General features: G+C 67.5%; 12 protein-coding genes. 10 read left to right on the forward strand and 2 right to left on the reverse strand.

Going from position 1 to position 13,631, the window contains the following annotated elements:
- Positions 1-571 precede the first annotated feature (571 nt).
- On the forward strand, positions 572-2,506 hold the full coding sequence (acs, locus tag COA17_RS16645; protein WP_096613929.1) for an acetate--CoA ligase: 1,935 nt from the start codon (positions 572-574) through the stop codon (positions 2,504-2,506).
- An 80-nt stretch (positions 2,507-2,586) separates the two neighbouring features.
- On the forward strand, positions 2,587-3,444 hold the full coding sequence (locus COA17_RS16650; protein WP_096613931.1) for a glucose 1-dehydrogenase: 858 nt from the start codon (positions 2,587-2,589) through the stop codon (positions 3,442-3,444).
- Between the two features lie 34 nt (positions 3,445-3,478).
- Here the strand turns inward: COA17_RS16650 and serB are convergent, their stop codons facing one another.
- Positions 3,479-4,360, reverse strand: a complete 882-nt coding sequence (gene serB / locus COA17_RS16655) for a phosphoserine phosphatase SerB (RefSeq protein WP_096613933.1) — start codon at positions 4,358-4,360, stop codon at positions 3,479-3,481.
- Between serB and miaA the strand changes: the two genes are divergently transcribed.
- From miaA to COA17_RS16685, 6 genes are all read left to right on the forward strand, one after another.
- Positions 4,359-5,276 (forward strand): tRNA (adenosine(37)-N6)-dimethylallyltransferase MiaA, encoded by a 918-nt coding sequence (miaA, locus tag COA17_RS16660; protein ID WP_096613935.1) that lies wholly within the window; start codon positions 4,359-4,361, stop codon positions 5,274-5,276. The two genes, serB and miaA, sit on opposite strands and share 2 nt — an antisense overlap.
- A 71-nt stretch (positions 5,277-5,347) precedes the next feature.
- The gene (locus tag COA17_RS16665; RefSeq protein ID WP_176484944.1) at positions 5,348-7,108 is read left to right on the forward strand and encodes an acetolactate synthase 3 large subunit; all 1,761 of its coding nucleotides are present in this window, start codon (positions 5,348-5,350) and stop codon (positions 7,106-7,108) included.
- Between the two features lie 90 nt (positions 7,109-7,198).
- Positions 7,199-7,714: an acetolactate synthase small subunit gene (gene ilvN, locus COA17_RS16670; protein WP_066490939.1), complete on the forward strand. Its 516-nt coding sequence runs from the start codon at positions 7,199-7,201 to the stop codon at positions 7,712-7,714.
- Between the two features lie 125 nt (positions 7,715-7,839).
- Positions 7,840-8,859 carry a ketol-acid reductoisomerase gene (gene ilvC / locus COA17_RS16675; RefSeq protein ID WP_096614000.1) on the forward strand — a complete coding sequence of 340 codons (1,020 nt, stop codon included), beginning with the start codon at positions 7,840-7,842 and terminating at the stop codon, positions 8,857-8,859.
- A 169-nt stretch (positions 8,860-9,028) separates the two neighbouring features.
- Complete coding sequence (locus COA17_RS16680) at positions 9,029-9,835, forward strand: hypothetical protein (RefSeq protein ID WP_096613939.1); 807 nt, start codon at positions 9,029-9,031, stop codon at positions 9,833-9,835.
- Positions 9,836-9,910: 75 nt separating this feature from the next.
- Positions 9,911-10,522 (forward strand): YceI family protein, encoded by a 612-nt coding sequence (locus tag COA17_RS16685; protein WP_096613941.1) that lies wholly within the window; start codon positions 9,911-9,913, stop codon positions 10,520-10,522.
- A gap of 25 nt (positions 10,523-10,547) precedes the next feature.
- Here COA17_RS16685 and COA17_RS16690 read toward each other — a convergent pair whose 3' ends face one another.
- Positions 10,548-10,943 (reverse strand): BLUF domain-containing protein, encoded by a 396-nt coding sequence (locus tag COA17_RS16690; protein ID WP_096613943.1) that lies wholly within the window; start codon positions 10,941-10,943, stop codon positions 10,548-10,550.
- Positions 10,944-11,225: 282 nt separating this feature from the next.
- Here COA17_RS16690 and leuA point away from each other — a divergent pair, with 282 nt between their 5' ends.
- Both leuA and COA17_RS16700 read left to right on the forward strand, forming a co-directional pair.
- A complete protein-coding gene (gene leuA, locus COA17_RS16695; RefSeq protein WP_096613945.1) occupies positions 11,226-12,884 on the forward strand; it encodes a 2-isopropylmalate synthase in 1,659 nt (552 codons plus the stop codon).
- Complete coding sequence (locus COA17_RS16700) at positions 12,881-13,540, forward strand: HAD-IA family hydrolase (RefSeq protein WP_245857896.1); 660 nt, start codon at positions 12,881-12,883, stop codon at positions 13,538-13,540. Before leuA ends, COA17_RS16700 begins: the two co-directional genes overlap by 4 nt.
- Positions 13,541-13,631 lie beyond the last annotated feature (91 nt).

The raw sequence follows: 13,631 nt of genomic DNA on the forward strand, positions 1-13,631 counted from the left end.
TAGGCATGCCGCCAGCGTTCGTTCTGAGCCAGGATCAAACTCTCAAGTTTGATGCTCGATTCAGCCCCGGCGGAATAACCAGAACCAAACCGCTCACTTCAAGGAGCCGTTCCTGCACTTCACATAAATGGATACGTGAAAGACACATGAAACGGCCAACTTCTAACGACCCCAACGCACCTTGTATGCGCTAGACCCGCAGAACCACCGTCCACATGTCCCTTCATCTCAATCACAATGTCAAAGAGCGGCAAAAACCGACGCCTTGTCCCATCCCCTTTTTATCGGGGCGGTCCTAAGCGCCTGCTTTGCTGTGACTTTCGAAGCGTTCCGTGTGGTACGCCCCGTCGGTGAAGCGGCATATATGGGGCACTTCCAAACCCGTCAACCGATTCGATGACAGTTTTTTGGCGAGAGCGCATTTTTTCTGAAACATGCGCCGCGCTGTCCCGCGGGCGAGGCACGTCATACGCGCTTCGCTCCTTTGAACGGTCTGGCGCCTTGACCGTTCCCCGCTGCAGACGACACACCTGATCCCATAGGACACAGAAGTTCGGACAAAGGAGAGCGCATGACCGAAACCCTCTATCCCGCCGCGACCGGTCGTGCCGGCAGCCTGGATCGTGCCGCCTATGAATCGCAATGGCAGGCCGCGGCGACCGATCCCGACGGCTATTGGCGCGACCAGGCGACATGCGTCGACTGGATGACGCCATTCACCACCGTGAAGGACACCAGCTTCGACGAGGCTGACTTCCGCATCCGCTGGTTCGCGGACGGCGCGCTGAACGTGTCGGCCAATTGTCTTGACCGCCATCTGGCGACGCGCGGCGACCAGCCCGCGATCGTCTGGGAAGGTGACGAGCCGGGCGAGACGCGCACCCTCACCTATCGCGAGCTGCATCGCGAGACCTGCCGCTTCGCCAATGTCCTGAAGGGGCTCGGCGTGCGCAAGGGCGATCGCGTGACGCTGTACCTGCCGATGATCGCCGAGGCTGCGGCGGCGATGCTGGCGTGTACGCGGATCGGGGCGATCCATTCGATCGTGTTCGGCGGCTTTTCGCCCGACAGCCTGGCGAACCGTATCCAGGATTGCGATTCCTCGGTGGTGATCTGCGCCGACGAGGGGTGCCGCGGCGGCAAGCGCATCCCGCTCAAGAGGAATGTCGACAAGGCGCTGGAACACTGCCCGGGCGTGCGCCACGTCCTGGTCATCTGCCGTACCGGCGGGGACGTGCCGATCACGCCGGGCCGCGACGTGTGGCTGCACGACGCGCTGGAGGACGTGTCGGACGATTGCCCTCCGGAACCGATGAAGGCGGAGGATCCGCTGTTCATCCTCTACACCTCCGGCTCGACGGGGAAGCCGAAGGGCGTGCTGCACACCACCGGCGGCTATCTGGTGTGGGTGACCAAGACGTTCCGCGACGTGTTCGATTACCGCGACGGCGAATTGTTCTGGTGCACCGCCGATATCGGCTGGGTCACCGGCCATTCCTATGTCGTCTACGGTCCGCTCGCCAATGGCGCGACGACGGTGATGTTCGACGGCGTCCCCAGCTATCCCGATCACGGGCGGCTGTGGGAAACGATCGACCGGCTGGGGGTCAACATCCTCTACACCGCCCCCACTGCGATCCGCGCGCTGATGCGCGAGGGCGACGGTTGGGTGACGAAGTCCAGCCGCGCCTCGCTGCGGGTGCTGGGCACCGTCGGCGAGCCGATCAACCCGGAGGCATGGGGCTGGTATCATCGCGTGGTAGGCGACGGGCGCTGCCCGATCGTCGATACCTGGTGGCAAACAGAGACCGGCGGCATCCTGATCTCTCCCCTGCCCTATGCCACCGATCTGAAGCCCGGGTCGGCGACAAAGCCGCTGCCGGGCGTGCGGACCGAGCTGGTCGATGCCGAGGGCGCGGTGCTGGAGGGCGCGACCGAGGGCAATCTGGTGCTGACCGACAGCTGGCCGGGACAGATGCGAACGGTCTGGAACGACCACGAGCGCTTCTTTCAGACCTACTTCACCACCTATCCGGGCAAGTACTTTACCGGCGACGGCTGCCGGCGCGATGCCGATGGCTATTACTGGATCACCGGCCGCGTCGACGACGTGATCAATGTGTCGGGGCATCGCATGGGCACTGCGGAAGTCGAATCGGCGCTGGTCGCGCATTCGACGGTTGCGGAGGCGGCGGTGGTCGGCATGCCGCACGAGGTGAAGGGCCAGGGCATCTACGCCTTCGTCACGCTTAACGCCGGTGAGGAGCCGTCGGACGAACTGCGTGCGACGTTGCGCCAGTGGGTGCGCAACGAAATCGGCCCGATCGCTAGCCCCGACGCGCTCCAGTTCGCGCCCGGCCTGCCCAAGACGCGCTCCGGCAAGATCATGCGCCGCATCCTGCGCAAGATCGCGGAGAACGATCTGACCAATCTGGGCGATACCTCGACGCTCGCCGATCCGGGCGTGGTCGACACGCTGGTGGCGGAGCGGGTGCGAACTGGCTGATGCAGGTCAGGCCGGGGAACGCCGCTCCCCGGCCGCCCATTGGGAACGCGTACCGCAAACTGCCGCGAGGACGATTCCCCATGACCGACTATCCCACCCCACCCTATCCCGAGCAGCAGCAGGCGATGCCGGGCACGACCGCCGCGATGGACCCGCGCCCCGACCATGGCGAACACAGCTATGTCGGCCACGGCCGCCTCACCGATCGGGTCGCGATCGTCACCGGCGGCGACAGCGGGATCGGCCGCGCGGTGGCGCTGGCCTTCGCGCGCGAAGGCGCCGACGTCGCGATCTCCTATCTGAACGAGGAGGAAGACGCGCGCGAAACGCAGCGACTGGTGGAGGAAGCGGGCCGCCGCGCGTTGCTGATCCCCGGCGACATAAGCGTCCCCGATCATGCCCGCGCGGTCGTGGTAAGGACGATCGAGGCGTTCGGGCGGCTCGACATTCTGGTCAACAATGCCGCGCACCAAGCCAGCTTCGCAGAGCTGGAGGACATTGCGGACGAGGAATGGCAGGTCACCTTCGCGACGAACATCCACGCGATCTTCTATCTGTCGAAGGCTGCGGTGCCACATCTGCGCGCGGGCGCGTCGATCATCAACACCACGTCGATCAATGCCGACAGCCCGAACGCGCAACTGCTCGCCTATGCCACCACGAAGGGTGCGATCCACAATTTCACCGCCGGGCTGGCGCAGATGCTGGCGGAGAAGAAGATTCGCGTGAACGCGGTCGCCCCCGGGCCGGTGTGGACCCCGCTAATCCCGTCGACGATGCCGCCCGAGGCGGTAAAGACGTTCGGCGAGAACACCCCGCTCGGCCGCGCCGCGCAGCCCGCCGAACTGGCGCCAGCCTACGTCCTGCTGGCCAGCGACGAGGCGAGCTACATCACCGGCGCGACCGTCCCCGTCACCGGCGGGCGCCCCTTCCTTTAAAGCGGCTTCCGACCGACCTACGCGCGGCCGCGGCTCAGGCCGCGGCCCATTCCGCCTTCGGCACCCCCTGCGCCCATAGCAGCGCGGTAAGATCGCCTTGTTCGATGCGGGCCGCCGCCGCCGCCGCGACCACCGGCTTGGCGTGGTAGGCGACGCCCAGCCCCGCGATCTCGATCATCGCCAGGTCGTTGGCGCCATCCCCGACCGCCAGTGTCGCGGCCTCGGCCAGCCCCAGCGCCGCGCGGCGGTCGAGCAGCGTCGCCTTCTTCGTCGCCGCGCCGACGATCGGCCGCGCGACCGTGCCGGTCAGCACGTCGTCCTCGATCTCCAGGACATTGGCGATCGCCTCGTCGAAGCCGATGTCACGTGCGACCGGCTCCGCGAAGCGCGTGAAGCCCCCCGATACCAGCACCGCCCGCGCGCCCCAGCCGCGCATCGTACGCACCAGCGTCTGCGCACCCGGCATCAGTCGCACCCGCTCGCGCAGGCAGGCGTCGATCACGCCGGCATCCAGCCCCTTCAGCAGCGCGACGCGCGCGTCCAGGGCGGCCTCGAAATCCAGTTCGCCGCGCATCGCCGCCTCGGTGATGGCCGCGATCTTCGGCTTGATGCCGGCATAATCGGCCAGTTCGTCGATGCACTCAACCGTAATCATCGTCGAATCCATGTCGGCGACCAGCAGCATCTTGCGGCGTCCGTCGCGCGGCTGGACCACCACGTCGACGTCCGGGAACGCCCCCTCCAGCGCCGCGCGCGCCGCATCCGCCGCCAGTTCGAAATGCAGGTCAACGGCGTCGCTCTGGTCGATCCAGTGCAACGTCGTCGGCGCGCAGCCCGCCGTCGCCAGCCGGTCGTTCGCGTCGGCCACCACATTGGGCGTCAGCCGCCCTGCTGCTATCAGCGTCGCCGTGAACATGTCTTCCCCCGAAAAACCCCAGGACCTGCCAAGGCTGGCGCTCATCGCAGGGCCGACCGCCAGCGGCAAGAGCGCGCTCGCGATCGAACTGGCGGAGCGGATCGGCGGCGTGGTGGTCAATGCCGACGCCAGCCAGGTCTATCGCGACCTGCGCATCCTGTCGGCGCGCCCCTCCCCCGCCGACGAGGCGCGCGTGCCGCACCGGCTGTTCGGCCATGTCGATGGCGCCGACAGCTGCTCCGCCGCGCGCTGGGCGGCCGAGGCGCGCGCGGTGATCGGCGAGGTCCACGCGGCCGGCCAGGTGCCCGTGCTGGTCGGCGGAACCGGCCTGTACCTGCGCACCCTGCTCGACGGGATCGCCCCCGTTCCCGCGATCGACCCCGCAATCCGTGAGGCGGTCCGCGCGCTGCCCGTGGCGCAGGCACATGCCGCGCTGGCCGTAGAGGACCCGGCCGCCGCGGCGCGCCTCGCCCCCGCCGACACCACGCGCGTCGCCCGCGCACTCGAAGTCGTCCGCTCGACCGGTCGCCCGCTTGCCGCGTGGCAGGCGCAGCGGGAAGGCGGGATCGGCGGGGCGGTCGATCTGCGCGCGCTCGTGCTGCTGCCGGATCGCGAGGAGTTGATGCAGCGGTGCGACGCCCGGCTGGCGTCGATGTTCGCACAAGGCGCGGTCGAGGAGGTCGTGGCGCTCATCGCCCGCGCGGACGTGCCCGCCGACGCTCCCGTCCGCCGTGCCATCGGCGTGCCGGAGGTTGCCGCGATGCTGGGCGGCGCGCTTTCGCGGGACGAGGCGCTGGCGCGCGCGCAACTGGCCACCCGGCGCTATGCCAAGCGTCAATACACGTGGTTCCGCCACCAGCCCCCCGCTGACTGGCAACGAAGCAGTCGCAACAATTCGCAATTTTATTTCACATAAAGCGGTTGACGCGTAACTTTCGATGCCGTAGCGCGCCGGCTCCGCAGCGGCTACACACGCCGCTGCCGTGTATGAGGAGACGTGACGTGACCGAGAAGAGCGGAGCAGACATCCTGGTCGAGGCGCTGTGCGATCTCGGCGTGGAGGTCGTGTTCGGCTACCCTGGCGGCGCCGTTCTCCCGATCTATGACGCGCTGTTCCGGTCGGGCCGGATCAAACACATCCTGGTGCGCCACGAACAGGCCGCGACCCATGCCGCGGAGGGCTATGCCCGTTCCACCGGCAAGCCAGGCGTCGTGCTGGTCACCTCCGGTCCGGGCGCGACCAACGCCGTCACCGGGATCACCGATGCGCTGATGGATTCGATCCCGATGGTGGTCATCACCGGCCAGGTGCCGACGACGCTGATCGGCTCGGACGCCTTTCAGGAGGCCGACACCGTCGGCATCACGCGCCACTGCACGAAGCACAATTACCTGGTGAAGGATCCCGCCCGGCTCGGCCCGGTGATCCATGAGGCGTTTCATATCGCCACCTCGGGCCGCCCCGGCCCGGTGGTGGTCGACATCCCCAAGAACGTGCAGGTCGCCACCGCGAAGTATCAGAAGCCCGGCCCGATCCAGCACAAGACCTATCGCCCCGCGCTGAAGGCGGATCGCGCTGCGATCGAGCAGGTCGTCGACATGCTGGCCGCCGCGGAGCGTCCGGTCCTCTACACCGGTGGTGGCATCATCAACGCCGGCCCGGCCGCGTCGCAGCTGCTGCAGGAGCTGGCGCGCATCACCGGCGCGCCGGTCACCTCCACGTTGATGGGCCTCGGCGCTTATCCCGCCAGCGGCCCGGCGTGGCTGGGGATGCTGGGGATGCACGGCACCTACGAAGCCAACATGGCGATGAACCAGGCCGATCTGGTCGTTGCGATCGGATCGCGCTTTGACGACCGGGTCACCGGCCGGCTGGACGCATTCAGCCCGAACAGCCGCAAGGTGCATATCGACATCGACCGGTCGAGCATCAACAAGACGGTGCGCATCGACCTGGCGATCGTCGCTGACGCCGGCCATGCGATGGAGGACATGGTGCGCGTGTGGAAGGCACGCCAGCATCCCAAGCCCGACACCAGCGGCTGGTGGCAGCGGATCGCGGAATGGCGCGCGAAGAAATGCCTCGCCTTTCCCGAATCGACCAACGAGATCATGCCACAGCGCGCGATCCGCGCTTTGTGGGAGGCGACGCACGCGCGATCGCCGATCATCACCACCGAGGTCGGGCAGCACCAGATGTGGGCCGCGCAGCATTTCGGGTTCGACCTGCCCAACAAGTGGCTCACGTCGGGCGGCCTTGGCACGATGGGCTATGGCCTGCCCGCCGCGATCGGTGCGCAGTTGGGCAATCCCCGGGCGCTTGTCATCGATATCGCAGGCGAGGCGTCGATCCAGATGAACATTCAGGAACTGGCGACGGCGACGCAATATCGCCTGCCGGTGAAGGTGTTCATCCTCAACAACGAATATATGGGCATGGTCCGCCAATGGCAGGAACTGACCTATGAGAGCCGCTATTCCGAAAGCTATTCGGATGCGCTGCCCGATTTCGTGAAGCTGGCCGAGGCCTATGGCTGGAAGGGCATCCGCATCGAAACGCCCGACCAGTTGGAGGCGGGGATCGCCGACATGCTGGCGCATGACGGCCCGGTGATGGTCGACTGCATGGTGGCGAAGCTTGCCAATTGCTTCCCGATGATCCCCTCGGGCGCCGCGCATACCGAGATGATCCTGCAGGCCAACGAGGTATCGGGAACGATGGACGACGAGGCGAAGGCGCTGGTCTGACGATCGTCACCCCGGCGAAATCCGGGGTCTTGTGCCGCAAGGGCGCGCTCACAACAGGGAGACCCCGGATGTCGCCGGGGTGACGCTATAGTGCATATCAGCGAAGAGAAGGCCGAACGCCATACGCTGGCGGTGATCGTCGATAACGAGCCCGGTATTCTGGCGCGCATCGCCGGTCTGTTCACCGCGCGCGGCTACAATATCGAAAGCCTGACCGTGTCGGAGGTGACCGCGGACAAGGCGGTCAGCCGGATCACGATCGTCACCAGCGCATCGCCCGCGACGCTGGAGCAGATCGTGGCGCAGCTCGACCGGCTGGTGCCCGTCCACCGCGTCCACGATCTGACCGCGGAGGGGCCGCATGTCGAGCGCGAGCTGGCGCTGGTGAAGGTGCGCGGTACCGGCGATCATCGGATCGAGGCGCTGCGCCTGGCCGACGTCTATCGCGCGCGCGTCGTCGATGCGACGACCAGCAGCTTCGTCTTCGAGGTGACCGGCGGGATCGAGAAGATCGACAAGTTCGTCGAGCTGATGGGCGAAGTCGGCCTGATCGAAGTCGCCCGCACCGGCATCGTCGCCATCGCCCGCGGCAAGGACGCCGCGTAAATCAATCACACCACCCACCGTCCCCTCAGCGAAAGCCGGGGTCTCCGCTGCAACGGCCGGAACGCCTGCCGCACGAGATGCCAGCCTGCGCTGGCATGACGGACAATTCGAAAGGGAATGAACACATGAAGGTCTATTACGATCGCGACGCCGATCTGAACCTGCTGACGGCCAAGAAGATCGCCATCGTCGGCTATGGCTCGCAGGGGCACGCCCATGCGCAGAACCTGCGCGATTCGGGCGTGAAGGACGTCGCGATCGCGCTGCGCGAGGGGTCGGCCACCGCGAAGAAGGCCGAAGGCGCCGGCTTCAAGGTCATGTCGAACAAGGATGCCGCCGCCTGGGCCGACATCATCATGATCCTGGCCCCCGACGAGCATCAGGCCGCGATCTGGGAGAATGACCTGAAGGGCAACGTGCGCCCCGGCGCCGCGCTGGCGTTCGCACACGGCCTCAACGTCCACTTCGGGCTGATCGAGGCGCCGGCCGACATCGACGTCATCATGATCGCGCCCAAAGGTCCGGGCCACACCGTCCGCAGCGAATATGTGAAGGGCGGCGGCGTACCGTGCCTGATCGCGGTGCAGCAGGATGCCAGCGGCAACGCGCACGATATCGCGCTGGCCTATGCCTCGGGCGTGGGTGGCGGCCGTTCGGGCATCATCGAGACGAACTTCAAGGAAGAGTGCGAAACCGACCTGTTCGGCGAGCAGGCGGTGCTGTGCGGCGGCATCACCCACCTGATCCAGGCCGGGTTCGAAACGTTGGTCGAGGCGGGCTACGCCCCGGAGATGGCGTATTTCGAGTGCCTCCACGAAACCAAGCTGATCGTCGACCTGCTGTATGAAGGCGGCATCGCCAACATGCGCTATTCGATCAGCAACACCGCCGAATATGGCGACATCACCACCGGCCCGCGGATCATTACCGAGGAGACCAAGAAGGAGATGAAGCGCGTGCTGGCCGACATCCAGTCGGGGCGCTTCGTCAAGAACTTCGTCCTCGACAACCGCGCCGGCCAGCCCGAGCTGAAAGCCGCGCGCAAGGCCGCCGCGGCGCATCAGATCGAGAAGACCGGCAGCGAACTTCGCGCGATGATGCCGTGGATCGGTGCCAACAAGCTGGTCGACAAGGAAAAGAACTGATCGGAGGGCGGCGGGCCTCGGCAACGCCGATCGCCTGACGTGCCCGAGGTCGGCCGGCACGGCAAAGCCGGGGCTTCGGCCCCGGCGGCGGCAACTTGCCCGCCACATGACGGCTTTGTAACCCGCGGCCCGATTGCCGACGCCCGCGCGGCATTGTATCGCGCACGCCATGCGGACGGCGACGTACCGAAATTCGTCGTATCACGCCCGCGCCGATGCCGGCAGCCGGACCGCGTCGGTCCTGCTGGCATTGGGAATCGCGGCGCTGATCGTCTGGACGCTGCTGCGGCTTGGCTTCTTCGTTCCGGGTGACGTCGGCGACGGGCGCCGGCTGTCGACCTTCGACGTGACAAACGTCGGCGAACGCGCGCAACCGCCCAGCCAGAAGAAGGCCGACCGCCGCGAACAGCGCCCGCCCGCCGCGGCGCGCGATCCCGCCCCCACGCCGCCGCGCCCGGTGCCTGCGCCGCCGCTGCCGGTTCCGCCGGTGCCGCTCCACCTGCCAGGCGTGCTGATCCTCAGCCGCACGGACTATGCCGCCACCGACGTCTCGCGGATCAAGAGCGCGCCCGCCCCGGATCGCAGCGCCGCGCAGGACACGCGCAGCGCCGATTCCGCGCCGATCGGGCGCGGCCCGGGCGGTGCGGATATCTACATGGGCGACTGGTTCCGCCGCCCCACCCCGGCGGAGATGCGCCCATACCTTCCCGCGCGGATGCAGAGCGGCTACGGCGTGATCGTGTGCCGCACCGCGCCGCGGATGCGCGTGGAGGATTGCCGCGAAATGGGTGAGACGCGCGGCAGCGGCCTGTCCCGCGCGGCGCGGCTGGCATCGTTCCAGTTCCTGATCCGCCCGCCGTCGATCAACGGCAAGCCGGTGATCGGCGCGCTGGTGCAGATCACCTACAATTTTCGCGTGATCGAACGCGGTGCCGCCGATACGCCGGACAACGACGACGGCGACGACCCGAAATGAACCGTTTCGCGGCTGGTGCTTTCGCTCCCTCGTCGCGCCTGTGATGCAGCGGGACGACAACAGGAGGATGATTCCATGCGTTACGTGATCGCAGCCGCGCTGATGGCGGCCGCCGTTCCCGCGGTCGCCCAGATGGCCGCCGCCCCGGCGATGCCCGGCGCCCCCACCACCCGCGTCGCCGCGGGCACCTATCAGGTCGATCCCGCGCACACCCAGGTAACGTGGGAGGTGAACCACATGGGCTTCTCGATGCTCCAGGGGCAGTTCGGCGCGTCGGGCGGCTCGATCACCATCGATCCGGCCAAGCCCGCGCAGACCAAGGTCGACGTGACCTTCCCGATCGCCGACCTCTCGGTGACCAGCAGTCAGTTCGCCACGCATCTGAAATCGAAGGATTTCTTTGACGTGGCCGCGAACCCCAATGCGCGGTTCGTATCAACCGCGGTGACGCCGCGCGGCGCCAATCGCGCGACAATGACCGGCAACCTGACTATCAAGGGTATCACCAAGCCGGTGACGCTGGACGTGACCTTCGTCGGCGCCGGCGCCAATCCGATGACCAAGAAGCTCAATTTCGGCTTCAGGGCCATGGGCACAATCAAGCGCAGCGACTTCGGCCTCGGCATGGCCGTGCCGATCGTCTCGGACGAGGTGAAGCTTACCGTCAACGCCGCCTTCACCGCCTGACCGGCGGCGCGGCGTCTCGCCCGGATCACGCCGCCCGGCGGATCCGGGCGAAGCCTTCGAACGTGGCCCGCACCGACGGCGCGGCGCGGGCTAGCAACTGGTCGATCCGCTCCAGCAGCGCGTCGCCATCCGCGCCCGGTGCGCGTTCCGCCATCTCCCACGGGCCAAATTCGCGCCCGGCGACGTCACGCTGCGACAGCACGACCAGCGCGCGGTGGCGCGGATCGGCCGCGATCCGCTGATAGGCGCGTTCCACTGCTGCCCGCTCGCCTTCCAGCACCTGAAGGAAGCGCCGCCCGTCGGCGTAAAGCAACCCGGTGATCCCATCGCGCGCATTGTTGCGTCGTGACACCGCCAGCACCGCGTCGCCGTCGACCCGCCCGATCGCGCTGCTGATATACACCAGTTGATACGCCATCATTCCGCCTTCCCTTCGCAGATTCCCCTGTGGATCAAACGGGTTGAGGCTTTCCTAAAGGGCTCCTTAATCCAGATCATGCCGGTGGCCCGGCAATCCGCTGGACAAGCGGGCGGCCCACGCGCTACCGATGCGCGCGATGACGCTGGCAACCGGCCTCCTGCTTCGACTTACGCGCCCTTAGGCGCGTCACCGCCACGGCGTGCCCCACGGCCGCGCCGCCCGCGCCTGAGGGTAATGATCCGACCACCGCCGAAGCGCCCTTATCCCGGAAAGCCGACCGTCATGCTGCGCGATCCCTCGACCAAATACCGCCCCTTTCCCGTCATCGACATTCCCGACCGCACCTGGCCGTCGAAGACGATCACCCGCGCCCCGCGCTGGCTGTCGACCGATTTGCGCGACGGGAACCAGGCGCTGATCGATCCGATGGACGCCGAGAAGAAGACGCGCTTCTTCGATCTGCTGGTCAAGATCGGGCTGAAGGAGATCGAGGTCGGTTTCCCCAGCGCCGGCGCGACCGAGTTCGATTTCATCTCCGGCCTGATCCGCGACAGGCGCATTCCCGACGATGTGGCGATCCAGGTGCTGACCCAGTCACGCCGCGACCTGATCGAACGCAGCTTCGAAAGCCTGGATGGCGCAACCACCGCGATCGTCCACCTGTATAATGCGGTTTCGCCCGCGTGGCGCAAGATCGTGTTCGGCATGTCGCGCGCGGAGGTGAAGCAGATCGCGATCGACGGCGCGAAGGTGCTGCGCGATGAAGCGGCCAAGCGCCCGAACACCCGCTGGCAGTTCGAATATTCGCCCGAGACCTTCTCCACCGCCGAACTCGATTTCTCGGTGGAGGTGTGCGAGGCGGTGATGGACGTGCTGCAGCCGACGCCCGACGCGCCGATCATCTTCAACCTGCCCGCCACCGTCGAATGTGCGACGCCCAACGTCTATGCCGACCAGATCGAATGGTTCGGCCGGCACATCCGCAACCGCGACGCGGTGGTCATCTCGCTGCACACCCATAACGACCGCGGCACCGGCGTCGCCGCTGCCGAACTGGGCATGATGGCGGGCGCCGACCGCGTCGAGGGCTGCCTGCTGGGCAATGGCGAGCGTACCGGCAACTGCGATCTCGTGACCGTCGCGCTCAACATGTACACGCAGGGCGTCGACCCGCAACTGGACCTCGGCGATATCGACGCGGTGGTGAAGACGGTGGAATATGCCACCAACATCACCGTCCACCCGCGCACCCCCTATGCCGGCGAACTGGTCTTCACCGCCTTTTCCGGCAGCCATCAGGACGCGATCAAGAAGGGGTTCGCGGCGCAGGCGGCGCGCAACGACGATCTGTGGGAAGTCCCCTATCTGCCGATCGACCCCGCCGATCTGGGGCGCAGCTACGAAGCCGTCATCCGCGTCAATTCGCAGAGCGGCAAGGGCGGCGTCGCCTGGGTGCTGGAACAGGACAAGGGGCTGAAACTGCCCAAGCGCCTCCAGGCCGATTTCAGCCGCCATGTGCAGGCGCTGGCGGACGAAACCAGCCGCGAACTGAACGCCGCCGACATCTTCGGCGCGTTCGAGCGCGCCTATCTGCCCGGCGACGCCGACCGGTTCGTGCTGCGCGACTATGCCGAAACCGGCGCGGCGGGCGACCGCGTGTTCGTCGGAAGGCTGGCGATCCACGGCGAGGAACGCTCGATCTCCGGGCGCGGCAACGGCCTCATCTCCGGCGTGATCGCGGCGCTGGCCGACAGCACCGGGCCCACGCTCGACGTCGTCGATTACTCCGAACACGCGATCGGCCATGGCGCGGGCGCGCAGGCGGTCGCCTATCTCGAATGCCGCGCCGCCGACGGGCGCACCGTATGGGGGGTGGGGATCGACACCGATATCGCCACTGCCAGCGTCCGCGCCGTCCTGTCGGCGGCGAACCGGGCGTGACGCGCGGCTATGCGGCCTTCCTGTTCGACATGGACGGGACGCTGATCGACAGCATCCCGTCCGCGGTGCGCGCCTGGACCGCCTGGGCGCACCGCCACGCGATCGACGTCGACCTGCTGATGCGCCACATGCACGGCGTCCGCGCGATCGAGACGATCCGCCGCTTCGCGCCCGCCAGCGTCGATGCCGAGGCGGAATTCGCCGCGCTGTTGCAGGCGGAGATGGACGATGTCGCGGACGTCGTGGCGCTGCCCGGCGCCGCGGACTTCGTCGCCGCCCTCCCCGTCGATCGCTGGGCGATCGTCACCTCCGCCCCGCTGGCGCTGGCCGAACGGCGGCTTGCCGCCGCCGGGCTGACGCCGCCCCGGGTGATGGTCACCGCCGAGGACGTGACGAGCGGGAAGCCCGCGCCCGACGCCTTCCTGCTTGCCGCCGACCGGCTAGGGGTCGCGGCCGCCGATTGCCTGGTGTGGGAAGACGCCCCCGCCGGCATCGCCGCTGCCGAGGCCGCCGGTGCCGACGTCACCGTCGTGACCGCGACCCACACGCATCCGATCGACACCCGCCACCCGCAAATCGTCGACTATCGTGCGCTGTCGGTGCGCCGCGACGGCAGCGGCCTGTTGCGGGTTCTGGACGCGATCCCCGCCCGCTGACCGGCGGGCCGACCCCCACATTGACTGGGGTTCGCGCTATTGTAGAGCATTGTCGCAACAGCGGCATGGCCCCCGCGCCCTGTTCAAGGTT

Source organism: Sphingomonas ginsenosidimutans (assembly GCF_002374835.1).
Taxonomy (GTDB): Bacteria; Pseudomonadota; Alphaproteobacteria; order Sphingomonadales; family Sphingomonadaceae; genus Sphingomonas; species Sphingomonas ginsenosidimutans.